This is a genomic window from Mesorhizobium sp. Cs1299R1N1 (assembly GCF_037179655.1).
Taxonomy (GTDB): domain Bacteria; phylum Pseudomonadota; class Alphaproteobacteria; order Rhizobiales; family Rhizobiaceae; genus Mesorhizobium; species Mesorhizobium salmacidum.
Window position 1 is genome coordinate 597,804 of record NZ_JAPYKR010000001.1, and the last position, 23,082, is coordinate 620,885.

The following is a 23,082-nucleotide window of genomic DNA, read 5'->3' on the forward strand; positions in this document are numbered from 1 at the left end:
ACGCTTTCTTAAGGTGTCTTCGCTACACCAAAGCCTGAAAAGAGGCGGAAAACGGAGAGAAATCGGGGTGCGCTTTTCCGCGGCCACGACTGCCGGGCGGTTCTTGCCGCAGCGTTTGGCGCTGGGGCCGCTGCTCGACCGCATCGACGCCGTGCTGCTTACCGCCGACGAGCGCGTCGTGGCTCGCGCCGCCGTCGGTCCTTGCGAAAGCCTGCTCACCATGAGCGGCAACCAGAATGTCCGCGCAGCCGTCCATGCCGTGACACTGGCCTTCAACATCGGGCTCATCGTGGTGCTGATCCCGTTTTTCGGCCTGTGGGGCGCGGCCGTGGCCACCGCCTTCGCCATGATCTTCGAGGCCGGCGCGCTGTCCTTCAGGGTCCGGCGCAAGCTCGGCATCGTCATGGCGATCTTCGTGCCAGCCAAAGGAGCCGCCTGATGGCCGCCATCCCGTTGCTCGAGGAAACCAGCGGCGGTTCCGCCGGCGCCATGGTGTCCGGCCTTGCCGGGCTGGCGCGCGACGCCGATCCGGCCCATATCGAGATCCTCGCCAACAACCGGCCCGAGCGCAAACTCGCCATCTACCCGGCATCGGCCGGCTTCGACCTGGTCGAGGAACTGGATTATCTCTGCGCCCGCACGATCGAGCCGAACGTCTTCTTCAACCCACGTTTCCTGGCGCCGGCCATGCCCCGGCTGGAAGACCGCGAGGTGCGCCTTGCAGTGATCCGCGACGGTGATGAATACCGCAATCGGCTGCGCCTGCTGGTGCCGATCTCGGTGGAACGGCCGGTGGTGCCGCTGGGCGTGCCGGTCATGCGCACATGGTCGAGCCCGTTCGGTCCGCTCGGCACGCCATTGATCGACCGCGACGATCCGGTCGGCGTGGTCGAGGATTTCTTCTCGATGCTGTCGCGCCCGCATTTGAAGTTGCCGAAAGTCCTGGTCCTGCCCGACATCAGGCTGGACGGTCCGGTGGCGAGCCTGATCGGCACCGTGGCCGAGACGCGCGGGCTGATGCTGGTCACCACGGGCCAGACCTCACGCCCGGTGCTGGAGAGCGAACTCGACGGCGACGACTATCTGAAGGCTTCGCTGCGCGCGCACCATTATCGCGAGTTTCGCCGCCTGAAGCGGCGCCTAGGCGATCTCGGCAAGCTTGAACATGTCGTGGCACGCGGCCCCGAGGAAATCCGCCACGCCATCGAGCACTTCCTGACGCTGGAAGCGTCCGGCTGGAAAGGCCGCGAGCGCACAGCCATGGCGATCGACCGCTTCCGCGCCGCCTTCGCGCGCGAGGCTGTGCACCGGCTGGCCGAACAGGACATGTGCCGCATTCATTCGCTGACGCTCGACGGCCGCACCATCGCTTGCCTGATCGTCTTCGTCGAAGCCGGCGTCGCCTACACCTGGAAGACAGCCTATGACGAGACGCTGGCCGTATATTCGCCCGGCACGCTGCTGATGATCGAGGTCACCAGGCAGCATCTCGAAGATCCCAACATCATGATGACCGATTCCTGCACCGTGCCCGATCACCCGGTGATGAGCCGGCTATGGAGCGAGCGCAAGCCGGTCGGCACGCTGGTGATCGGGTTGACTCGCGACGCCGACCGCCTCGCCCGCCAGGCCGCCTCCCAGTTGCACCTCTACCGCGAGACCCGCAACATGGCGCGACTGCTGCGCAACCGGATGAAGAGTTTGCTGAAAAGGCGGTAAGGGGTCCGTGGAGACGAGCCTGGCCGCGGTCAATCAACCTGTCGCGCAGCCGGCGTATCGCGTTCTGCAATGGAGGTCGCGGTTTCTTGACAACAGCATTAATTCAGCTTGCCAAGAGTTGTGTCCAGCGACCACTCTCGAAGTGAAAAACAGATTCAGCCATTGAGTCGCCGATGACGAAACAAGATTCCGTCCCGATGAACGACCTCAAGCGACTGTATCAACGATACCAAGTCGAAATTGAACGTGAAGTAACAAGCACACTGCGCTCCGGATGGTGGCTCAATGGCGCGATGGGCAAGAAATTTGCCGCCAACTTTGCGGGCTTCATCGGCGTCTCGGATTGCGTTCTTGTGGCCAACGGAACGGACGCTCTCGAACTGGCCTTGGCCGCGGTTGTCGCACGCAATGGCGCTCGGGGACGCGAAGTCATCATGGCTGCCAATGCCGGCGGCTACGCAAGTTGCGCCTGCTGGCACAACGACCTTGTCCCCCACTATGTCGACGTCAAGGCAGCCAGCCAGTTGATCAGCGTTTCATCGGTGCTGGCCGCGGCCGGCATCGATACCGCTGCCATCGTCGTCACGCATCTTTATGGTGGCGTCGTCGATGTCGGCGCCATCAAGAGCGCGCTTGCCGAGGCCGGCCTCTCACATATTCCGATCGTGGAGGATTGTGCGCAGGCACATGGCGCACGTATCGGCGGGCGCGTGGCGGGTTCGCTCGCGGACGTGTCGACATTCAGCTTCTACCCGACCAAGAATCTTGGCGCGGCGGGTGACGGAGGCGCCATTCTGACGTCGGACCCGGCGATCGCCGAACATGTGCGGCGGCTGCAGCAATATGGCTGGATTTCAAAATACCATGTCGGCGTACCCTATGGCCGGAATTCCCGCATGGATGAGGTCCAGGCGGCCGTTCTTGATGTCCTTCTGCGCGACCTGGGCGATAGAAACGAACAGCGCCGTGCTATTCTGGGCCGCTACAAGTCGGCCGCCGGGCGGCGGCTGCAATTCGTGGAAGGCGGTGACGGCGCGGTCGCGCACCTTGCCGTCGCCCTGTGCGACGAGCGCGATGCATTCAGGATTTTCATGAAGGAGCGTGGCGTCGATACCGAGATCCACTACCCCGTCCTTGACTGCGATCAGGTCGGCTGGGCAGGACTGCCGATGAAAGGAAACGAAAATCTGGTGGTCTCACGGGCCAGCGTCAACCGTCTCTGCACCGTGCCATGCTATCCCGACATGACGAATGACGAGGTCGGCCAGGTCTGTCTGGCGCTCGCCCAATGGGAGGCAATGTGACGACACGCTCGATCGTTTTTCCGATCTACCGCAATCAGGCAAATATCCCCTCCCTGATGCAGGCGGTCGCCAATTTTCATGCCCGATATGAGGGCGATATCGAATTCGTCTTCGTCATCGATGGGTCGCCGGATGAATCGGGGCCCTTGCTTCTCAATGCGCTGAAGACCTCCGGCTTCGACTACAAGATCATCTTTCACAGCCGGAATTTCGGCTCTTTCACCGCCATTCGAACCGGTCTCGAGCATGCTTCTGGCGATCATGTCGCCGCCATGGCCGCCGACCTCCAGGAGCCGCCGGAACTGATCGTGGAGTTCTTCTCGATCCTGGATAAGGATGGCGCCGACGTCGTATTTGGACGCAGGACCGGCCGCAATGATCCGCCGATCACACGGTTTTTGTCGAAAGCGTTCTGGGCGGCCTACCGCAAGCTCGTCCTGCCCAGCATGCCGAGTGGCGGGGTCGATATTTTTGCCTGCAACCGTCAGGTGCTGGAAGCGATCCTGTCCATCGAGGAGCCCAACTCCTCGCTTGTCGTGCAATTGTTTTGGGTCGGCTTCAGGCGGGAATTCGTGCCCTATCGCCGGCGCGAACGAGAGCACGGGACGAGTGCCTGGAGCATGGCCCGTCGCTTCAGATATATGATGGACAGCATCTTTTCGTTCTCCGACTTCCCGATAATTCTGACCCTTTGGGTGGGCTTTGCAGGCTGCCTGCTCAGCCTGCTCTTTGCCGCCGTTACCGTCGCGGCGCGGTTGCTCGGCAACATTGACGCGGCCGGCTACACAACGCTGGTGCTGCTGATCGTGGGCTTCGGATCGGCCAGTCTGATGGTCCAGGGCATTCTCGGCTGCTATCTCTGGCGGGCGGTTGAAAACACCAAGTCACGGCCCCTCCGGGTGATCAGCCGCGTCGTCGAGGGGACATCGAAATGACCGACAAGGCATTTTTTGTTCATGAGCAGGGCATCTGCGAAAGTCCGCATATCGGCCAGGGAACACGCATCTGGGCGTTTGCCCACGTTCTGCCGGGCGCCGTTATCGGTGCGGGCTGCAACATTTGTGATCATGTTTTCATCGAGAACGACGTGGTGATCGGTGATGACGTGACCATAAAAAGTGGCGTTCAATTGTGGGACGGCCTCCGCCTTGGGAACCGCGTGTTCGTTGGTCCAAACGCGACATTCACCAACGATCGTTTCCCGCGCTCGAAAGAGTGTCCCGAGGCATTTCTTCTGACGACGGTGGAGGACGGCGCATCAATAGGCGCTAATGCGACCATCCTGCCAGGCATAGTCATCGGACGTCAGGCGATGATAGGCGCCGGCGCGGTGGTGACCAAAAACGTCCCCCCCAATGCCGTGGTGGTCGGAAATCCAGCCATCATCATCGGCTACCAGACCGGTCCGCAAATCCAGCCGACAGTGACGCAGACATTCCCCGATACGCCCGGCGAAAGAATGCCGCTTGGCATCGGCGGCGGCGAACTCTGGCGGCTGCCGCATTTTGGCGACCTGCGCGGCGAGATCGCACCGCTGGAGTTCGGCTCGAACCTTCCCTTCAAACCGGCACGCTCCTTTCTGGTCTACGGCGTGCCTTCCGATAAGGTCAGGGGCGAGCACGCGCATCGCGAATGCCATCAATTCCTTATCGCCGCCCACGGCCGGCTTTCGGTTGTCCTCGACAACGGCCATGACAGAAAAGAGGTTTCACTGGCCGAACCGTCGATCGGGCTTTACATGCCGCCAGGCATCTGGGGAATCCAATACAAATTCCAGCCAGACACGGTCCTGCTGGTCATGGCTTCGCATCACTATGACGCCAGTGACTACATCAGGGATTATACGGATTTCCTCAGCGTAGTCAGACAGGACGGCCGCTGACCGAATGCGCGCAGACGCCGTCCGCTTCCTCGTCGCCGGTGGTCTCAACACAGCTTTGACCAGCCTCATCTATTTTGCCGGCCTCGTTGTCCTGCCTTCAGGTCTTTCCTATGCCATTGCTTGGCTGGCCGGTCTGTTGTTCGTCATGATGTTCTATCCCGAGCGTGTCTTTCCCGGAGGACGCACCGGTTTTGCCGATCGCCTGGCGATGGGGGGTTCGATCATTGTCGTCTTCCTGATCGGATTGGCGAGTCTTCACTTTCTGCGAAGCATCCTGCAGAAGACCGCGGTCGCGTTCTTCCTGACCCTTGCCGTCACGACGATCCTCAACTTCCTGATTTCCCGATGGATACTTCGCCGACCATGCAGATAGGCAAACGCGCGACCAAGCCGGCGATCAACCTGTTCGCCACCTTTATTGCTATGTATTTTTCGGAACTGACTTCCTTTCGCTGACCGGATTGGCGGGGGCGCGGGATGCCGCAACGGACCTGCCAAGTGCGACCTGGACGGGTTGGTCAAAACGCTGGTGTTGCATCGCTGCCCACCTCCCGATGCGACGCGACCAACAGGTTCCGGATACCCGTAGCTGAATATAGGAGAGCCATCCCGGAACATTTTAGCAGAGCTGGATGTTTGGATGTCATGACGGGGCCGTGCTCGCCCTGCTTTCGACAGACCATCGAGGAGAGAACCATGGATTGGAACCGCATCGAAGGAAACTGGAAGCAATTCAAGGGCAAGGTGAAGGAACAGTGGGGCGACCTCACCGACGACGATCTCGACCAGATCGCCGGGAGGCGCGACCAGCTGGAGGGCAAGATTCAGGAACGCTACGGCATCGCGAAGGATCGCGTTCGCCAGGAGGTCGACGACTGGTATCGCCGCCAAAGCTGGTAGTTCGTTCAAACGTCCATTTTGTTGAGAGGGCGCCGGCATGGGCCGGCGTCCTTTCTCCGTCCTGCGCAGACAGCTGCGGTGTCCTCAGCTTTGTCTTGCGGACCGAGAACTGGCTGACGCCGGCAAACTCCGGCCACACGGGCGCCTTCCGCTTTGAAAGCCTTCCCGCGCGCAACCTCCGGTGAATGGTTGCCGAACTTCAAACGGCGTGTTGGTCGCGATGGTCAAAACAAACGGCCATGGTCCGACCAGTTGCGAATTTGACCACGGCCTCCACCAGGGCGTCATCGCTGCACGGCCAGTCCGGCGCCAGGCGTCGAACCTCCGCGATCACTTCCCGTGTGGAGATTATCGCAGATGCCTCCCACCCCGATAGCGTCATGGAAACAAGCTCTTCGCTTGTCAGGCGGGGTAATATCCGATGCCGCGTCATGTTCACCGCGTTTCCTCCCAACGATGAACGTCAAAGATAGAGCCTAGCGCGAAGCCCCGAGGTCAGCGAGCTAAAATGTGGTCTGACCAAAATGGCTCACGCCCACGGTCTTGGGGTTGGATTTGTTGACTTCAAAGCGATCAAATGGTGCCCCTAGCCGGGATCGAACCAGCACTCCTTGCGGAACTCGATTTTGAGTCGAGCGCGTCTACCAATTCCGCCATAGGGGCTCAGGCCGGGCGGCCTGGATGGGCGCGGACTATACGGTCGGAGGCCTGTTCGTCAACTGGCCAATTTTCGGCATCGCACTGGATGCGACCAATCTTCGCCTTTCGATTTCGTGGCGGTGCTGCCATTGTGCAGCGCGGAAAATCTTTCTAGACAGGCGGCGAGACATGCTGCGGCGCGCTTTGCGTCCTTGTTTTCATCCATGCCCTTGTCCCAGGGCGGCCGTGCGGTTTTGGGTCACTTGCGCTAGGAGAGCCGATGCTTCGCGGAATGTACGACTGGACCCTGTCGCTGGCGGCCCGCAAATCGGCCGAATGGTGGCTGGCCTTCATCGCTTTCGTCGAAAGCTCGGTATTCCTGGTGCCGGCCGACGTGCTCTATCTGCCGATGGCATTGTCGCGGCCGGATCGCGCCTATCGCTATGCCTTCATCGCCACCGTCGCCTCGGTGCTGGGCGGCATTGCCGGCTGGTTCATCGGCCACTACGCCTATGACGCGGTGGCGCGGCCCATCCTCGAATTCTACGGCAAGTATGACGAGTTCGAGCAGTTGCGCTCCTCGGCTGGCGTGAGCATCGAATTCATCGCCCTGATGCTGGTCACCTCGGGTGCCGCGCATCTGCCGCCTATCAAGGTGGTAACGATCCTGTCCGGCGCCCTTGGCGTCAATCTGGCGCTGTTCATCGTGCTGGCCATCATCGCGCGCGGCGGCCGCTTCCTGCTCCTGGCGTGGCTTTTGCGCCGCTATGGCGAGCCAATCCGCGAATTCATCGAAAAGCGCCTGGGCCTGATCGCCGGCGCCGCCGCGGTTGCCCTGATTTTGCTCTATATCCTGATCAAATACGCTCTCTGACGCTTGTCGCTCAAACCGCGCAACGGTTTCGAGAGCGTGGCAAGCAGATCTGGCGGACGGCGAACACGATGGACGAGAGACCGATGACAGCGACCATGAATGCCGATACCGGACGCCAGCGGACGCGGGCAGCCTTGTTTCTCGCGGTCGCGATGGCCGCGACCGTTGGTTCGGCGCTCGGCTTCCAGCACATCGGCGGCTACATACCCTGCCATCTCTGTCTGGAACAGCGCACGCCATACTACATCGGCGTGCCTTTGATGGTGCTGGCGGTGATCGCATCGATGCTGCACGCACCGGCATGGTTGACGCGCGGCCTGCTGGCGATCGGCGGCCTCTTGATGCTCTACGGCCTCTATCTCGGCGTCTATCACTCCGGTGTCGAATGGGGCTGGTGGCAGGGTCCGGCCGATTGCACGGCGGGCGCCGGACCGGTCGACACCGGCGGCAAAGGCGTGCTCGACGCGCTCGACAAATTCGTGCCGCCCTCCTGCGACAAGGCCGCCTTGCGCATTCTCGGCCTGTCCCTGGCCGGCTGGAATGCCATCGCCAGCCTGATCCTCGCCGCCGTCGCCTTCCGCGGCGCTCTGTCTCGCGACTGACACAACAGCGCCGTCGCGAGATCATTCAAGAATTCGGCAGGTTGAGTGACCCATTGTGGTCGGAGAAGTGGGATTTATGCGCCGGTCTGCTTGTGGGCGGGCAGCATCGTTATCCGGCCGACCGCTCAGGATTAAACGTCCATGACACGATGCGGCGCTCGGTCGATATGCCTTCGCACTACCGGATTTTAGCGCACGAGGGAGCTCCGGCTGCTGCGCGACCCTCAAGCACCGATGGCGACGATGCGTGAAATCCTTTGTTGCCCCGTTGCCGCTCAGACCCAAAAAACGCTTCAGGCGGCCAGCGTGCCGAATTCTCGAACGGACTCAAGGCTCCAGTTCGACATCCCAGTAGAGATAATCCATCCAGCTTTCATGCAGATGGTTGGGCGGGAACAGCCGGCCGTTATTGTGCAGATCGTGCACGGTTGGCTGATACGGCTTCTGCAGCGGCCACATCTTTGCCTGCGACGGCATCATCCCGCCCTTCCTCAAATTGCAGGGCGAACAGGCGGCGACGACATTCTCCCATGTCGTGGCACCGCCGCGATGGCGAGGGATGACATGGTCGAAGGTCAGGTCGTCGGGCGTGCTGCAATACTGGCACTGGAAACGATCGCGCAGGAAGACGTTGAAGCGGGTGAAGGCCGGATGCCTGGACGGCTTCACATAGGCCTTCAGGCTGACCACGCTCGGCAGCTTCATCGAGAAGGTCGGCGAGGATACCGCATGCTCGTATTCGGCGACGATGTTCACTCGGTCGAGGAACACCGCCTTGATGGCATCCTGCCAGGACCAGAGCGACAAGGGGTAATAGCTGAGCGGACGGTAATCCGCATTCAGCACCAGCGCTGGAAGCCCATCCGGAGATACGGCAACCGTCACCTTGTTGACCTCCTTGGTTCGCACATGATCCCGAAAATCGAATTCGACTTTCGGAAAGGATCATGCGCTGCTTCAAAAGCCCGACCGTTCGGCGCGGATACTGTAAGCCTGACATGACAGGGATGTGAAGCGGATTGTCGCTCGCGCGACGTGCCAAAAACGCATGATTTTTATGCTTTTTTGCAAATTCAGGCCGGCGGTGCGGCGTCCCGGCCCCTGGTTTCGCGATAATAGGACCAGAAAAGTCGCGATGCGACACCTCGCCACGGGCTCCATGATTCGGCCAATGCGATCAGTGTTTTCTCCGCTGGACGTGGGTCGATGCCCAGCGCGTGGCCGACAGCGCTCTGCAGGGCGACATCGCGCGCAGGGAAAATATCGGGGTGCCCGGCGGCAAACAACAGATACACTTCCGCCGTCCAGGGACCGATACCGGGCACGGCCGTCATCCTGGTGATTGCCTCCCCAGCGTCGAGCGAACAAAGGTGATGCAGGTCGAGCCCGTCGGCTACGGCTTGGGCGACCGCGACAAGGCCACGCTGCTTGGGCCGCGACAGGCCGGCCTCGCGAAACATGTCCTCGCCGGCGACAAGGATCGCCTGCGGCGTCAGCGGATCGACCAGTTTCGTCAGCCGGCCGAAGATGGCATCGGCGCTGGCCCGCGACACCTGCTGCGAGACGATGATCGAGGCCAGGCTCCTGAAGCCGGGCTCCGAAAGCCTGAGCGGCACCTCGCCGGCCATGCCGCGCACTTTTTCCAGGCGCGGGTCGATTAGGCAAAGCGCGTCCAGTCCCCGCTCAACGTCGTCCACTGTCGCGATGCGCTGCATGATATCCTTGTCCGAAAATGTGCCGCAAAGTAGCAACGGCCAAAACCGCAGCACAACCCGATTGCCGCCTGAGACATGACGCTCCTGACATTCCGCTTCGCGCCCAGCCCCAACGGCGAACTGCATCTGGGCCACGCCTATTCGGCGCTGCTCAATCAGAAGCTTGCGATGCACACGAGCGGCCGCCTGCTGCTTCGTGTCGAAGACATCGACACCACGCGCTGCACGCCGGAGTTCGAGGCGGGCATGTTTGCCGACCTGAAATGGCTGGGCCTGGGCTGGGAAGAGCCGGTGCGTCGGCAATCCGAGCATTTCGGCGACTACGAAGCGGTGCTGGAACGGCTGATCCGCGAGGAACTGGTCTATCCCGCCTTCATGAGCCGTGGCGAGATCAGGGCTTTCATCGCCGACAGCGAAAGGCGCGGACGCGACTGGCCGCGCGATCCCGACGGTGTGCCGCTCTACCCCCCGGCCGACAAGGCATTGCCGATGAAGGAACGCAAACGGCGCATCGCCGAGAATGCGCCTTTCGCCTGGCGGCTGGACGTCGGCGCCGCCATGGCGCGTGCCGGCAAGGACCTCACATGGGCCGAATTCACCGATGAGATGCTATCCGCGACGCGCCCGGTCGAAGCCCGTCCGCAGGACTGGGGCGACGTGATCGTGGCGCGCCGCGACATCCCGACCAGCTACCATCTCGCCGTCGTCATCGACGATGCGCTGCAAGGCGTCAGCCATGTCGTACGCGGCCAGGACCTGTTTTCCGCGACCGGGATGCAGCGGCTGCTCCAGGAGGTTCTGGGATTGCCACGGCCGGCCTATTTCCATCATCGGCTAATCCTTGGGCCGGACGGGCGAAAACTGTCGAAGAGCCTCAGGGATACCGGTCTGGCCGCCTTGCGCGAAGCCGGCGCTTCGCCGGACGATGTCAGAAAGCTGGTCGGGCTTTGATCAGTACACCGTCAGGAGAAATGCTCTCCAGACGCGCTATCCGTTGAATCCCCATGACGCATGGATCAATCGTTTCGTTTTGCGTGCAGGGTTGAACCGGATTAGAGCATCTCGACGGGTCAATTCTCACCAGCGCGGCGGTTTCCGGAAAATGTCCAGCCTCAAGCGGTTCATCCCCGCCACCTTCGTCGTCCTTTGGGCGACCGGCTTCATCGGCGCGCGTTATGCCATGCCGTGGGCGGAGCCATTCACCTTCCTCGCCGCGCGTTTCGTGCTGGCCGCCATCCTGCTTGGCGTCCTGATGCTGGTGCTGGGCTCGAAACCAGCCACCCGCACCGAGGCGCTGCATGCCACCGGCGCCGGCGTGCTGATGCATGGCGTCTATCTCGGCGCCGTTTTCTGGGCCATTCATAGGGGCATGCCGGCCGGTTTTTCGGCCCTGATCGTCGGCCTGCAGCCGCTGGTCACCGCGGTGCTCGCTGGCAAGTTTCTGGGCGAGGCCATCTTGCCGCGCCACTGGCTTGGCCTTGTTATCGGCCTTGTCGGCATCGTCATCGTGCTGTGGCCAAAACTCGGGGCTCTCGGCGGCGGCGTGACGGCGGCCACGCTGATCGCCTCCCTGGTCTCCGTACTCGGCATGAGTGCCGGCACCATCTGGCAGAAGCGTTTTGCTTCCGGTGGTGATCTCGTGGCGGCCACCATGTGGCAATATGTCGGCGGCGCTTCGCTGATGATCCTGGCTTCGCTTGCCTTCGAAACGCAAACCGTCGTCATCAATGGCGAATTGATCTTCGCCATGGCCTGGCTGCTGCTGGTGCTGTCGCTCGGCGCCATCTTCCTTCTGATGGTGATGATCCGCGACGGCGAGATGTCGAAAGTGGCGTCGCTGTTCTACCTCGTGCCGGCGGTGACGGCCATCATCGCCTGGGCCCTGTTCAACGAACAGCTCAACGCACTTCAGATCGCCGGCATGGCGATCACGACACTCGGCGTCGGCCTGGCAACGGCTCGGCAGACCAAGGGAAGAATTGCGGAATTGCGGAATTGAGGAATTGAGGAATTGAGGAATTGAGGAATTGAGGAATTGAGGAATTGAGGAATTGAGGAATTGAGGAAAATCGGCCTATCTGGCGCTGTGTACTTCCTCTTCAACTCATTAATTCTCCATTTCTTCAATTCCCCATTTCTTCAATTCCTCGGCTCTTCATTTCGGCCGGTCAACCGACCCGGGCGCGCGCCTCTAGATAGCGGCTGATCGCGGCATTGAGCTCGCCGCCGAGGATGAAGATCGCCGAGACGATGTAGAGGAAAACCACCGCGATCATGATCGAGGCGAGACCGGCATAGGTCGTCACATAGGACGAGAAGTGGTCGAGATAGGTGGCAAACATCGTCGAGCCGATAAGCCATGCGGCCAGCGTGAAGATGATGCCGGGTATCAGCGATACGAAACGGCGCTTGCCGGCCGGCAGCCAGTAGTGGACGGCAAAAAGTCCGCCGATGATGACCGTTGAGGCAATGACGTAACGCCACAGCGTGCTCGTGCCCGTATAGGGTTTGATCCACTCGAAATGGGCTTCCGCCAGCCGCGCCAGCAGGGGCGCGAACACCAGGAGCACGCTGATAGCCAGGAACCCGGCGGTCGCGATCAGCACGAAGAAGATGCTCTGCACCCGGCGATAGATGATGCCGCGCGTCTCGGTGACCCGATAGGCGCGGTTGAGCGACGTGCGCAGCGCCTCGATGCCGTTGGAGGCAAAATAGGCGGCAAGCAGCACGCCATAAGTCAACAGGTCGGAGCGCCTGACGGTCAGCACGTTCAGCACCTCGCGCGCGATCGGCTTGGCGATCTGCTCGGGCCATGTGTCGAAGACCAGATGCACGGCTGTGTCGGCAAAGGCCTGGGCGCCGAGGAAGCTGGCCAGCGTCGTGGCGAAGATCAGGAACGGAAACAGCGCCATCAGCGAGGTGATCGCCAGATGGCTGGCCATCGCCCAGCCGTCATCGGTGTTGAAATGGCCGATCGCGTCGTAGAGCACGCGGCGCAGGGCGACAATATTCCGCAGCAAGAACGCGCGCTCCCTTCGATTGTCTCGACGCCGCGAATATGGGAAGGGAATGCGGCAAATGGCAACCCTTCGTCAAACCTCGAATTCTCCAGCGGCAGAGTTGCGCACCATCATCGTCACCGGTGCGTCTTCCGGCATAGGCGCCTATTGCGCCCGTGCGTTGAAGGCCGAGGGCTGGCGGGTGTTCGCGACGGCGCGCAAGCCGCAAGACATCGCCGCGCTCGAAGCGGACGGCATCGAGGCCTTCTATCTCGATTACACTGAACCGGCATCGATCGCCGCCCTGGTGGCGGCAGTGCTCGACCGCACCAGCGGCAGGCTCGACGCGCTGTTCAACAACGGCGCCTACGCGCAGGCAGGCGCCGTCGAGGATCTGCCCGTTGCGGCGCTCAAGGAGCAGTTCGAGGCCAATTTCTTCGGCTGGCACGACCTGACCCGCCGTCTGGTTCCGGTGATGCGCCGCCAGGGCCACGGCCGCCTCGTCCATTGCTCGTCGATCCTGGGTCTCGTGCCTGTGCGCTTCCGCGGCGCCTATTCGGCGTCCAAACATGCCTTGGAGGCCTTGATGCTCTGCCAGCGCCAGGAACTGGCCGGCAGCGGCATCCATGTCTCGCTGATCGAGCCGGGGCCGGTGAAGTCGAAGATAGCCAGCAATGGCCTGCCCTGGTTCCTCAGGAATATCGATCACGGGAATTCCGTGCATCGCGCCGACTATGCCGCGCAGCTGGAACGCATGCGCGCCGGCGGCAGCCAATCGGCACTGAAGCCCGGGCCGGAAGTGGTCCACAAGGTGCTTTGCCATGCACTTCTGTCGCGGCGCCCGCGCCCGCACTATGTGGTAACAATATCGGCCAAGATCGGGGCCATGCTCAAACGCATCCTGCCGGCCTCGATGCTCCACCGCCTGCTCGCCAAGCGCGCCTGAACAAGCAAAGAACTGGAAACACAAAATGGCCACTGCCTTCAACATCCTTGCCATTCTGGTCATGGCCGCCGTGGTGGTCGTGCTGATCAGGGGCCTCATCAACATGATGCGCGGCGGCTCCGGTGTGACCTCCAACAAGTTGATGCAGGCGCGCGTTCTGCTGCAGGCCGTGGCGCTGGCGCTGATCCTGCTGGCCGTGTATTTCACCCGCAAGTGAGGGCCTTCGGGAGGCGATGTGGTCAAGCTCAACAAGATCTACACCCGCACCGGCGATGACGGCACCACCGGGCTCGGCACTGGTGAGCGGCGGCTGAAATCCGATCTCAGGGTGGATGCGTATGGCACGGTCGACGAAGCCAATGCCTGCATCGGTATGGCTCGCGTGCATACCGCACAGAGCTATCAGGCGATCGACGCCATGCTTGCCCGCATTCAGAACGACCTTTTCGACCTCGGCGCCGATCTCGCCGTGCCTGATGACGGCAAGCCGCTTGGCTACGAGCCGCTGCGCATCGTTGCCGCCCAGACCGACCGTGTCGAGCACGACATCGACCTCCTCAACAAAGACCTCCGGCCGCTGAAATCCTTCGTGCTGAACGGCGGCACGCCGGCGGCGGCCGCCCTCCATCTTGCCCGCACCGTGGCCAGGCGGGCCGAGCGGCTGATGGTCGCCCTGGCTCAGGACCCGGCCGAACACGTCAACCGCGACGGGCTGAAATATATCAACCGCGTCTCGGATTTCCTGTTTGTCGCCGCCCGGGCGGTCAATGACAATGGAAATGCCGACGTGCTATGGGTTCCCGGCAAGAACCGCTGAACGGACTGAAAGGCGGGAGGAGGCCAACGACAAATGTTCATCCCGCTTTACGACACCAACATGCTGCGCCACATCAGGCTGCAATATGTGACGATCGGGCTGATCGTCGCCAACGCCGTGGTCTATTGCGCCACGGCGCTCGGCGGCGAGAATTTCACCAATGCCGCCGTGCTTGGCCTCGGCTTCATCCCCTCCGTCGTTCACGACACGGCCGAGCTTGACCCTCGCTTTATCATCATCCCCGAGAGCCTGAGCTACCTCACCTACTCCTTCCTGCATGCCGACATTTTCCATCTCGGCGGCAACATGCTGTTCCTTTGGGTGTTCGGCGACAATGTCGAGGACGCGCTCGGCCACATCCGCTACCTGATCTTCTATCTCCTCTGCGCCATCGCCGGAGCCGCTTTCCAGGGGCTCATCGCCTGGGATTCGCAAGTGCCGCTGATCGGCGCCTCGGGCGCCATTGCCGGCGTGGTCGTCGCCTACCTGATCCTCTATCCCAGGGTGAAGGTGTGGGTGCTTGCCTTTGCCCGCATCCCCTTGCGCATTCCAGCCTTCATTCCGCTCATCCTGTGGGTGCTGTTCCAGGTCGTCATGTTCGCGGCCGGCGGAGAGGATCAAATCTCCTGGGCCTGCCACATCGGCGGCATCATTGCCGGCGCGGTCCTGGTGCTGGTCCTGCGCAGTCGCGGCGTGCCGCTGTTTGCCCCCGCTGACGAGGACGCCGTGGTTCCGACCCCCGAACAGCCTCCGGCCGTTGGCGAACCAGCGACACCCCAAACGTCCGTCACTGCGGCGCGCTGGGGCCGAGGAAACCCTTCTGGCCCAAACTGAACCGATTTGAGCAGCTTCCAACGTATTGACGACAAGGGTTGCCACAATTACGGAAACGTCTCCGTCGCAGCCCAAAGCGGTTAAGGAGCAGCCGCAAGGCGGGCAAAGACCAGAATTTCCATCCGGAATGTCGGCTTTCGACAACTCAGAAAGGGCGCAGGCTGCTATATCGCGCCCAACTAGCGTGAAGAGGTGACAGGCAAATGAAGATCCTTGTGCCCGTGAAGCGGGTTGTGGACGCGAATGTGAAGGTTCGCGTGAAGGCCGACGGTTCAGCGGTGGAACTCGCCAACGTCAAGATGGCGATGAACCCGTTCGACGAGATCGCGGTCGAGGAAGCGATCCGGATCAAGGAAGCCGGCAAGGCCGAAGAGATCATCGTCGTGTCGATCGGCCCGCAGCAGGCGCAGGAAACACTGCGCACCGCGCTCGCCATGGGCGCCGACCGCGCCATCCTGGTCAAGACCGACGAACAAACCGAGCCGCTCGGCGTCGCCAAGGTGCTGAAGGGCGTGGTCGAGGCGGAGAAGCCAGGCCTTGTCATTCTCGGCAAGCAGGCGATCGACGACGATTCCAACCAGACCGGCCAGATGCTGGCCGCCCTGCTTGGCTGGGCGCAGGGCACCTTCGCCTCCAAGGTCGTGCTCGAGGGCGACCATGCCAAGGTGACGCGCGAGGTCGACGGCGGCTTGCAGACGGTGGAGTTGAAGATGCCGGTGATCGTCACCGCCGACCTTCGCCTCAACCAGCCGCGCTATGCCTCGCTGCCCAACATCATGAAGGCCAAGAAGAAGCCGCTCGACGAGAAGTCGCCCGCCGACTACGGCGCCGACGTCAAGCCACGCCTGAAGGTTATCAAGACCGAGGAGCCGAGCGGCCGCAAGGCGGGCGTCACGGTCAAGAGCGTCGCCGAACTGGTCGACAAGCTCAAGAACGAAGCCGGCGTGTTGTAAACGATCGGGAAAGGAACAGAAATATGACCATTCTCCTCATCGCAGAACACGACAATGCAACTCTTTCCGACCAGACCGCCAAGGCGCTTTCGGCAGCCCTGCAGATCAACTCGGACGTTCATGTGCTGGTGGCCGGCAAAGGCGCCAAGGCTGCTGCCGACGCAGCCGCCAAGCTGAAGGGCGTGAGCAAGGTGCTGCTCGCCGAAGCCGACGAACTCGCCGAGCGCCTGGCCGAGCCGACGGCGGCACTGGTCGTCTCGCTGGCGGGCGCCTACGACACCATCATCGCACCGGCGACGTCCGCGGGCAAGAACATAGCGCCGCGCGTGGCGGCCCTGCTCGATGTCGCGCAGGTCTCCGAGATCATCGAAGTGGTCTCGCCGGATACCTTCAAGCGGCCGATCTATGCCGGCAACGCAATCCAGACGGTGCAGTCGAGCGACGCCAGGAAGGTGATCACCGTGCGCACCGCCTCCTTCCAGGCGGCACCCGAGGGTGGCTCGGCTTCGGTCGAGACGGTTCCTGCGGCTGCCAATCCCGGCCTGTCCACCTTCGTCGAGAACAAGCTGTCGGAGACCGACCGTCCGGAGCTGACCTCGGCCAAGATCATCATCTCGGGCGGCCGTGCGCTCGGTTCCTCGGAAAAATTCCAGGAAGTCATCCTGCCGGTCGCCGACAAGCTCGGCGCCGCCGTCGGTGCTTCCCGCGCCGCCGTGGACGCCGGCTATGCGCCGAACGACTGGCAGGTCGGCCAGACCGGCAAGGTCGTCGCCCCCGATCTCTACATTGCGGTCGGCATCTCCGGCGCCATCCAGCACCTCGCCGGCATGAAGGACAGCAAGGTCATCGTCGCCATCAACAAGGACGAGGAAGCGCCGATCTTCCAGGTTGCCGACTACGGCCTCGTCGGCGACCTCTTCGTCATCCTGCCGGAGTTGCAGAAGGCACTTTGACGCTTCCGCGCAACCGTATTAAATTGCCAGGGGTGGGGTAGACGAAGTCGCCCCACCCTTTTAGTTTGCACCGCACAATAAGCAGGCCACAAAGGCTGAGAGCAATTCCAGCGGCAGTGCGCAGGTTTTTTGCGCCGGGAATTGCGGGAAAACAAAGAGATGGGGCGGTTCGCGATTCTGGCGAAAAACGCTCCGGACGGGATCGGGTAATGAGCAAGATCGAGACGATCGGCATCATTGGTGCGGGCCAGATGGGCGGCGGCATAGCGCACGTCTCCGCGCTTTCGGGTTACAAGGTTCTGATCTACGATATATCGCCCGACCGTATCGAGAAGGGCATCGCCACCATCAGCGGCAACATGGCCCGTCAGGTGGGGTCCGGCAAGCTCGACGAGAAACTCCGTAACCAGGCCATGGCACGCATCGCGTCGGCACCGACCATGGCCGATCTTGCCGGCGCCGATCTGGTGATCGAGGCGGCGACCGAGGACGAAACCGTCAAGCGCAAGATCTATGCGCAGCTCTGCCCGCAGCTTAACCCCGAAGCGATCCTGGCGACCAACACCTCGTCGATCTCGATCACGCGGCTAGCAGCGCAGACCGACCGGCCGGAGCGGTTCATCGGCATACACTTCATGAACCCTGTTCCGCTGATGAAGCTGGTCGAACTGGTGCGCGGCATCGCCACCGAGGACCAGACCTTCGAGGCGGCGAAGACCTATGTGAAGCAGCTCGACAAGACGATCACGGTCTCGGAGGATTTCCCGGCCTTCATCGTCAATCGCATCCTTCTGCCGATGATCAACGAGGCGATCTACACCCTCTATGAGGGGGTCGGCTCGGTCGATGCCATCGACACCGCCATGAGGCTCGGCGCCAACCATCCGATGGGACCGCTGCAGCTTGCCGATTTCATCGGCCTCGATACCTGCCTGTCGATCATGCAGGTGCTGCATGACGGCCTGTCGGATTCGAAGTACCGTCCCTGCCCGCTGCTGGTCAAATATGTCGAAGCCGGCTGGCTCGGCCGCAAGACCGGACGCGGCTTCTATGACTATCGCGGCGAGCACCCCGTTCCGACGCGCTGACGCGTCCGGTCACGAGGCCGCGGCGAGCGGCTTGGGTGGTTCTGACCTGTCGTCGGCGGTTTTGCCGTCGGGTGCCACGCAAACGCATCCGCGCCCGGCCGCCTTGGCCGCATAGCAGGCGGTATCGGCCCTCGCAATGATCTCGTCGACTTCGCCCCAACTGGCGCAGATCGCCGTCAACCCGATGCTGGCGCCGATCGCGTGCGGCCGGCCCTCCCAGGTGAAGTTGAGGCCGGCTATCGCATCGATGATGGAACGCGCCGCGAGCCGCGCGCCAGCGGCAGAACCGGACTTCAGGATAACAGCGAATTCGTCGCCACCCAGACGCGCGACGATGTCTTCAGAACCAAGCACGCCGCGCACTGCCTCCGCGACCCGCTTCAGCAGGGCGTCTCCCGCAGCGTGACCGCCCGTGTCGTTGACCAGCTTGAAATGGTCAAGGTCGATGAACATGAACTGATGGCGGTCCCCGGCCATCGTGCCGTCCCTGCGCGCCTGATCGACCAATCCCTCCATGGCGCGGATGAAGCTCGAGCGGTTGGCGAGCCCGGTGAGCGCATCGTGCGCGGCGGCATGGGCAAGCTGGCGCTGCAGGGCGCGCGCATCGGTGAAGTCCTGGAAGACGATCACCAGCCCGCCGAATTCGTTGCGCTCGTTGACGATCGGCGACACGACCTGGCGGATGCTGCAGCGTGTGTCGTCGCGCCGGATGAGGACCGCGCGGCTGTTCTGGTCGGAGCGCGCCTCTTCGCCTATCACGGGCCGCGTCATGCCGATCCTGTGGCCGGTCTCCTCGTCGACTGCCCAATAGACATGGCTCAGCGTCTTGCCGAGTGCCTCGTCGCCGGAAACGCTGGTCAGCTTTTCGGCCACCGGGTTCATGAAGGTGACGCGGTTCGCGGCATCGGTGCAGATGACCGCATCGCCGATCGATTGCAGCGTCACTCTCAGCCGCTCCTTCTCGTCAGCCAGCATCGCCGCTGAGACGATGAGCCGTTCTTCGGCCTGCTTGCGCCGGGTGATGTCGGTCAAGCTGCCGATCGCTCTGATCAGCTGTCCGTCCGCATCGCGCTCGATGGCCTTGCCGCGGTCGAGAATCCAAACCCAGCGGCCATCCTTGTGGCGCATCCTGAACTCGGCCTCGAAAAATTCAGTCTGGCCATCGAGATGGGCGCGATCAGCCTCCGCGACCGCGGCGCGGTCGTCGGGATGGATCATCGTCAGCCAGCGATCGGGGTCACCATCGAGCTCGCCATCCCCATAACCCAGCATCTTGACCCAGGTGGGGGAATAGGTGGTGCCCCCCTTGCGCATGTCGAGATCCCAGACACCTTGACCGGCGCCGGCCAGCGCGAAATTCCAGCGCGTTTCCGCCTCCGTGATGCGCGCCTCGGCCTGCTTGCGCGCGTCGATGTCCTCGATCTGCGAAACGAGATAGAGCGGCCGGCCGCTTTTCTCGTCTCGGATGACGGAGCCGGCAAGATTGGCCCAAATGGGCGCGCCATCCTTTTTGAGGTAACGCTTCTCGAATTGGAAGGCGTTGACCGTGCCAGCTCTCATGCTTTCCATGGTTTCCCGCCCGATCTGCAGATCATCGGGATGCGTGATCTGGAAGAAGGTCAGCGCCTCGATTTCCTCTCGGCTATAGCCAAGCATGGCGGCGAAGGCTGGGTTGGTCTGGAGAATACGCCCGTCGAGGCTGACGATGGCGATGCCGATGGCCGAATCTTCCATGGCTCGGCGGAACCGCTGCTCGCTCTCCGCAATCTGCCGCCGGTCATCAGAGATGCGCGTGATGAACAGATAGGCCAGGAAAAGCGCGCAGACCGTAACCGCGACCGATATTTGAAGGCAAAGTCTGAGGGCTTCCGCGCCAAGGTCCAGCCTTGACGGCACAAGCGAGGCGGCCACCACGGCAACGCCGGCCACAAGCAGCGCCAGAGCTGCATGCTTGTACTGTCCCGGCCCGATGGTACTTCGCAATGTCACGATTTATGCCACCCCCGTGGGCAATCGCTTTTTTCCGTTAGGACCCTGAAGGATCGATTTTAAGGAAAGGTTGCGACCGGAGCATCGGCGACATGGGAACCGGCAAACAATTGCCGGCATGATTAAGGACCGGTATTAACGGGGTGTGGGCGCGGGTATCCTGTTACCATCGCACGAAAAGCCGCCCGCCGAGCGCGCCGAGCAAAGCGAGGGCCGCGATGGCGATCGTATACCAGGTGGCAACGAAAAGCGGCGAATCGTCGAAGCAGTGCGCCGCATAGAAGGTCGCCGCCAGCCCGCCGGCAAGCAGCCCCGCGACGGTGCCGGCAAGCACCGGCCGTGTCGGCGCGCCATAGCGCAGCATCCACAGGAAGATGGCCAGCGGGCCGATGCCGATCAGCGGGATGAAGCTCATGCAGATCATCATGTTCGATCCGATCATGCGCGTGCCCCATAGCGCCTGCGGCACCATGAAGAGTTCCAGCACCACGGCCACCGCGACCAGCAGCGGCGCGGCGATCATCGCCGCCATTGCACGGCCTGTCGCCGCACCCGGCGTCGACAGGGCACGGATCAGGGCGAAGGCGCTGATGGCGAGCACGACGGTGAAAACAAACTTGGACAGGAAGCGGATCGTGTGCGCGGCAACCATGAAGTCGGGGCGCGGCCCGATCGTCATCATGAAAACAGCGGCCGCGGCGACGACGGCCGCACCGGCCGCCAGCCACCAGGCCGAGCGCAACGGCATCGCCTTGCTGCGGGCATCGGCGTCGAGCGCCTTGATGAGATCGTCGGTCTTCATGTCATTCCCGTCCGAACCGCCCCTGTCCGAATCGCCCCTGTCCGAATCGCTTGGCTATGGCGGTAAGTCCCCGGTGCAGCGACACACGCACCGCCGTCTCGCTGATGCCGAACTTCGCCGCTGTCTCACCGATGGAACGGCCCTCCACGGACACGGCCGAAACCACTGACCGCTGAGCCGGCGGCAGCCCGTCGAGGGCCCGGTTGATGTCGCGCTCGCTGACCGTCTCGGTTTCCGGCTCGGCGAAAGTCTCGGCGATGTCGTCGACATCGATTTCGATGCGCCGCCCGCGCCGCCGGAATGCGTCGATCAGCTTGAAACGGGCAATCGCATAGACCCATGGCAACACCGGCGCGTCCTGGCGCCAGGTGTGTCGTTTGACATGAATGGCCAGCAAGGTTTCCTGCACGACATCCTCGGGATCGACCCCGCCCTGCACGATCTTGCGCCTGACAAAGCCGCGGATCAGCGCGGCAATCCGGTGAAGAAAGTCGGCATAGGCCTTTTCATCTCCCGCGATCGCGGCCCGCATCAGCCGGGAAAGCTCGGCCTCGTCCTTGCCGCTCACAAGAGTTCACTCCCCGATCTTCGCGCCTCGGCACTGATTTGTTACGTGGCCGGCGAAATAATGTCCAAGCCAAACTACGGGCAAATCACGAAAGTTTGCGGGATGGCCCGCGAAATTCCCTGACGGTTTCCCTGGTTCCCGGTCCGGGCGTTGGGAACAGCGCTGGCCAAGCTTTGATTGACGTAAGGTAAACCCTTCTGTAGCGTCAAGGATCGGAGGGAGGCCGAAATGGATTTCATTGAACGCTTTTTTGGATTTTCTCCCGACAATGGCTCGGGAACTTTCGAGAGCGGCCTTGTCATTGCGGCCATAGTCTTTGTCGCTGCCATCTACTTCTACGGAAGACAGGGATCACTGACGAAATAGCCGGGAGAACCGGCGGGGACACGTTTGCCAGGAAAACACTACCGTTGCGTCCTCTCAGCGTGGGAAACACGACATGGCAGGATCTCTGGTCAACCACGTCAGAACCGCGGCACTGCTGTTGTTCGCCGCCGAATTCTGGAAGCGTCTTGCCGTCGGGCTGAAGGTGCTGTTTGCGACGATTCGCATGCTGCTGTGCCGGTTGGCCAAGCGCCAGCGGCTGCCAGGCCCCGCGCAGAACGATTGCTGCATCCAGCTGCCACCCGACATCTACAAGCGCGCCGATCCTCTTCTCTATGCCCAGTACTATCTGATGGCGCAGGGTCTCGCGGTCACCTGGGACAATCCCGACATCGACATTTTCGACGGCGCCGCGCCGGTCACCGGTGCGCTGCAGCCCTCTCGCACCTATCGCGTTCGCGTGCGTGTCTGGAACGGGTCCTATGATGCGCCGGCCGTCGGCGTCGGGGTGGCGCTGTCCTACCTGTCCTTCGGCGCACAGACCGTTTCCCGTCCGATCGCCAACCTCGCCGTCAATCTCGGGGCCAAGGGCACGATCGATTGCCCGGCCTATGCCGAATTCAGTTGGACCACGCCCGCCACCGGCGGCCATTACTGCCTGCAGGCACAGCTTTCCTGGGGCGATGACGCCAACCCCGGCAACAACCTCGGCCAGAAGAACGTCAACATTGCCGAGATGCGCTCACCGGCAAAGTTCTCCTTCAGCGTCCGCAACGAGGCCTCGGTCGTCCGGCGTTTCCAGATCGAGGCGGACTGCTACGGCCTGCCGAAGCTGCAACCATGTACCCCGCCACACGGCCAAAGTCGAGACGAACGCACGGACACCCCGCAGCCGAGGCTCGTGGAGAGCAAGGCGCGCTGGGCCAAGGCGCTGGAGGAACAGGCCTATGGCCGGTTTCCCGTTCCCGATGACTGGTCGGTCAGGATCGTTCCAAGAACGCTTTCACTGCAGCCCCGCCAGATAACCGAGATCACCGTCGAGATCGAACCGAAGGACGCCGCCTTCCGTGGCTCAAAGGCCTTCAACGTCCATGTCTTCACGATCGGCGAAAGCGGATCACGCACCATGACCGGCGGCGTGACGCTCACCGCCACGAAAGGCTGAGGCGCTCCG

At 62.3% G+C, this 23,082-nt stretch carries 25 protein-coding genes, 1 tRNA gene and 1 pseudogene; 20 read left to right on the forward strand and 7 right to left on the reverse strand.

Features of this window, described 5'->3' with window-relative positions:
- Nucleotides 1–175: 175 nt before the first annotated feature.
- The 7 genes and pseudogenes from O7A70_RS02870 to O7A70_RS02900 form a co-directional block, all read left to right on the forward strand.
- Nucleotides 176–439 (forward strand): annotated as a pseudogene (locus tag O7A70_RS02870) (lipopolysaccharide biosynthesis protein); the annotation flags it as partial.
- Complete coding sequence (locus O7A70_RS02875) at nucleotides 439–1,719, forward strand: GNAT family N-acetyltransferase (protein WP_337138924.1); 1,281 nt, start codon at nucleotides 439–441, stop codon at nucleotides 1,717–1,719. The pseudogene O7A70_RS02870 and the gene O7A70_RS02875, both read left to right, overlap by 1 nt.
- Nucleotides 1,720–1,916: 197 nt before the next feature.
- Nucleotides 1,917–3,023, forward strand: a complete 1,107-nt coding sequence (locus O7A70_RS02880; protein ID WP_337139032.1) for a DegT/DnrJ/EryC1/StrS family aminotransferase — start codon at nucleotides 1,917–1,919, stop codon at nucleotides 3,021–3,023.
- Nucleotides 3,020–3,958, forward strand: coding sequence for a glycosyltransferase family 2 protein (locus tag O7A70_RS02885; protein WP_337138925.1), 939 nt, complete (start codon nucleotides 3,020–3,022; stop codon nucleotides 3,956–3,958). Before O7A70_RS02880 ends, O7A70_RS02885 begins: the two co-directional genes overlap by 4 nt.
- Complete coding sequence (locus O7A70_RS02890; RefSeq protein ID WP_337138926.1) at nucleotides 3,955–4,905, forward strand: WxcM-like domain-containing protein; 951 nt, start codon at nucleotides 3,955–3,957, stop codon at nucleotides 4,903–4,905. The genes O7A70_RS02885 and O7A70_RS02890 overlap by 4 nt, the downstream gene beginning before the upstream one ends.
- Nucleotides 4,906–4,909: 4 nt before the next feature.
- A complete protein-coding gene (locus O7A70_RS02895; protein WP_198028765.1) occupies nucleotides 4,910–5,278 on the forward strand; it encodes a GtrA family protein in 369 nt (122 codons plus the stop codon).
- A gap of 323 nt (nucleotides 5,279–5,601) precedes the next feature.
- On the forward strand, nucleotides 5,602–5,805 hold the full coding sequence (locus tag O7A70_RS02900; RefSeq protein WP_027143449.1) for a CsbD family protein: 204 nt from the start codon (nucleotides 5,602–5,604) through the stop codon (nucleotides 5,803–5,805).
- Nucleotides 5,806–6,383: 578 nt separating this feature from the next.
- Here O7A70_RS02900 and O7A70_RS02905 read toward each other — a convergent pair.
- A tRNA-Leu gene (locus tag O7A70_RS02905) sits at nucleotides 6,384–6,468 on the reverse strand.
- Nucleotides 6,469–6,724: 256 nt separating this feature from the next.
- Between O7A70_RS02905 and O7A70_RS02910 the strand changes: the two genes are divergently transcribed.
- Both O7A70_RS02910 and O7A70_RS02915 read left to right on the forward strand, forming a co-directional pair.
- Nucleotides 6,725–7,318 carry a YqaA family protein gene (locus O7A70_RS02910; protein ID WP_337138927.1) on the forward strand — a complete coding sequence of 198 codons (594 nt, stop codon included), beginning with the start codon at nucleotides 6,725–6,727 and terminating at the stop codon, nucleotides 7,316–7,318.
- A gap of 83 nt (nucleotides 7,319–7,401) precedes the next feature.
- The gene (locus O7A70_RS02915; protein ID WP_337138928.1) at nucleotides 7,402–7,920 is read left to right on the forward strand and encodes a disulfide bond formation protein B; all 519 of its coding nucleotides are present in this window, start codon (nucleotides 7,402–7,404) and stop codon (nucleotides 7,918–7,920) included.
- Nucleotides 7,921–8,247: 327 nt separating this feature from the next.
- Here the strand turns inward: O7A70_RS02915 and O7A70_RS02920 are convergent, their stop codons facing one another.
- Both O7A70_RS02920 and O7A70_RS02925 read right to left on the reverse strand, forming a co-directional pair.
- Entirely contained in the window at nucleotides 8,248–8,805 is a 558-nt protein-coding gene (locus O7A70_RS02920; protein ID WP_027143453.1) for an HNH endonuclease, read from the reverse strand.
- A 188-nt stretch (nucleotides 8,806–8,993) separates the two neighbouring features.
- A complete protein-coding gene (locus O7A70_RS02925) occupies nucleotides 8,994–9,635 on the reverse strand; it encodes a DNA-3-methyladenine glycosylase family protein (protein WP_337105289.1) in 642 nt (213 codons plus the stop codon).
- Between the two features lie 75 nt (nucleotides 9,636–9,710).
- On the opposite strand from O7A70_RS02925, the gene gluQRS reads away from it, so the two are divergent.
- Both gluQRS and O7A70_RS02935 read left to right on the forward strand, forming a co-directional pair.
- A complete protein-coding gene (gene gluQRS, locus O7A70_RS02930) occupies nucleotides 9,711–10,586 on the forward strand; it encodes a tRNA glutamyl-Q(34) synthetase GluQRS (protein WP_337138929.1) in 876 nt (291 codons plus the stop codon).
- A 151-nt stretch (nucleotides 10,587–10,737) separates the two neighbouring features.
- Nucleotides 10,738–11,634 (forward strand): DMT family transporter, encoded by an 897-nt coding sequence (locus O7A70_RS02935; protein ID WP_337138930.1) that lies wholly within the window; start codon nucleotides 10,738–10,740, stop codon nucleotides 11,632–11,634.
- Between the two features lie 169 nt (nucleotides 11,635–11,803).
- Here the strand turns inward: O7A70_RS02935 and O7A70_RS02940 are convergent, their stop codons facing one another.
- Nucleotides 11,804–12,655 carry a YihY/virulence factor BrkB family protein gene (locus tag O7A70_RS02940; RefSeq protein ID WP_337138931.1) on the reverse strand — a complete coding sequence of 284 codons (852 nt, stop codon included), beginning with the start codon at nucleotides 12,653–12,655 and terminating at the stop codon, nucleotides 11,804–11,806.
- A 58-nt stretch (nucleotides 12,656–12,713) separates the two neighbouring features.
- Here O7A70_RS02940 and O7A70_RS02945 point away from each other — a divergent pair, with 58 nt between their 5' ends.
- From O7A70_RS02945 to O7A70_RS02975, 7 genes are all read left to right on the forward strand, one after another.
- Entirely contained in the window at nucleotides 12,714–13,580 is an 867-nt protein-coding gene (locus O7A70_RS02945) for an SDR family oxidoreductase (protein ID WP_337138932.1), read from the forward strand.
- A gap of 25 nt (nucleotides 13,581–13,605) precedes the next feature.
- Nucleotides 13,606–13,797, forward strand: a complete 192-nt coding sequence (locus tag O7A70_RS02950) for a twin transmembrane helix small protein (protein WP_015315567.1) — start codon at nucleotides 13,606–13,608, stop codon at nucleotides 13,795–13,797.
- A gap of 18 nt (nucleotides 13,798–13,815) precedes the next feature.
- Nucleotides 13,816–14,397 (forward strand): cob(I)yrinic acid a,c-diamide adenosyltransferase, encoded by a 582-nt coding sequence (locus tag O7A70_RS02955; RefSeq protein ID WP_337138933.1) that lies wholly within the window; start codon nucleotides 13,816–13,818, stop codon nucleotides 14,395–14,397.
- A 33-nt stretch (nucleotides 14,398–14,430) separates the two neighbouring features.
- Complete coding sequence (locus tag O7A70_RS02960; protein ID WP_337138934.1) at nucleotides 14,431–15,231, forward strand: rhomboid family intramembrane serine protease; 801 nt, start codon at nucleotides 14,431–14,433, stop codon at nucleotides 15,229–15,231.
- Between the two features lie 203 nt (nucleotides 15,232–15,434).
- Nucleotides 15,435–16,184 (forward strand): electron transfer flavoprotein subunit beta/FixA family protein, encoded by a 750-nt coding sequence (locus O7A70_RS02965; RefSeq protein ID WP_337138935.1) that lies wholly within the window; start codon nucleotides 15,435–15,437, stop codon nucleotides 16,182–16,184.
- Between the two features lie 23 nt (nucleotides 16,185–16,207).
- Nucleotides 16,208–17,137 (forward strand): electron transfer flavoprotein subunit alpha/FixB family protein, encoded by a 930-nt coding sequence (locus tag O7A70_RS02970; RefSeq protein ID WP_337138936.1) that lies wholly within the window; start codon nucleotides 16,208–16,210, stop codon nucleotides 17,135–17,137.
- A gap of 209 nt (nucleotides 17,138–17,346) precedes the next feature.
- Nucleotides 17,347–18,225 carry a 3-hydroxybutyryl-CoA dehydrogenase gene (locus tag O7A70_RS02975; RefSeq protein ID WP_015315562.1) on the forward strand — a complete coding sequence of 293 codons (879 nt, stop codon included), beginning with the start codon at nucleotides 17,347–17,349 and terminating at the stop codon, nucleotides 18,223–18,225.
- Between the two features lie 9 nt (nucleotides 18,226–18,234).
- Here O7A70_RS02975 and O7A70_RS02980 read toward each other — a convergent pair whose 3' ends face one another.
- The 3 genes from O7A70_RS02980 to O7A70_RS02990 all read right to left on the reverse strand — a co-directional run bounded on the left by O7A70_RS02980 (nucleotide 18,235) and on the right by O7A70_RS02990 (nucleotide 21,584).
- Nucleotides 18,235–20,214 (reverse strand): PAS domain S-box protein, encoded by a 1,980-nt coding sequence (locus O7A70_RS02980; RefSeq protein WP_337138937.1) that lies wholly within the window; start codon nucleotides 20,212–20,214, stop codon nucleotides 18,235–18,237.
- 163 nt (nucleotides 20,215–20,377) lie between these two features.
- A complete protein-coding gene (locus tag O7A70_RS02985; protein ID WP_337132236.1) occupies nucleotides 20,378–21,016 on the reverse strand; it encodes an NrsF family protein in 639 nt (212 codons plus the stop codon).
- Nucleotide 21,017: 1 nt separating this feature from the next.
- The gene (locus tag O7A70_RS02990; RefSeq protein ID WP_337138938.1) at nucleotides 21,018–21,584 is read right to left on the reverse strand and encodes a sigma-70 family RNA polymerase sigma factor; all 567 of its coding nucleotides are present in this window, start codon (nucleotides 21,582–21,584) and stop codon (nucleotides 21,018–21,020) included.
- A gap of 228 nt (nucleotides 21,585–21,812) precedes the next feature.
- Here O7A70_RS02990 and O7A70_RS02995 point away from each other — a divergent pair, with 228 nt between their 5' ends.
- Nucleotides 21,813–21,950 (forward strand): hypothetical protein, encoded by a 138-nt coding sequence (locus O7A70_RS02995; RefSeq protein WP_337138939.1) that lies wholly within the window; start codon nucleotides 21,813–21,815, stop codon nucleotides 21,948–21,950.
- Between the two features lie 73 nt (nucleotides 21,951–22,023).
- Nucleotides 22,024–23,073 (forward strand): hypothetical protein, encoded by a 1,050-nt coding sequence (locus O7A70_RS03000; RefSeq protein ID WP_337138940.1) that lies wholly within the window; start codon nucleotides 22,024–22,026, stop codon nucleotides 23,071–23,073.
- Nucleotides 23,074–23,082 lie beyond the last annotated feature (9 nt).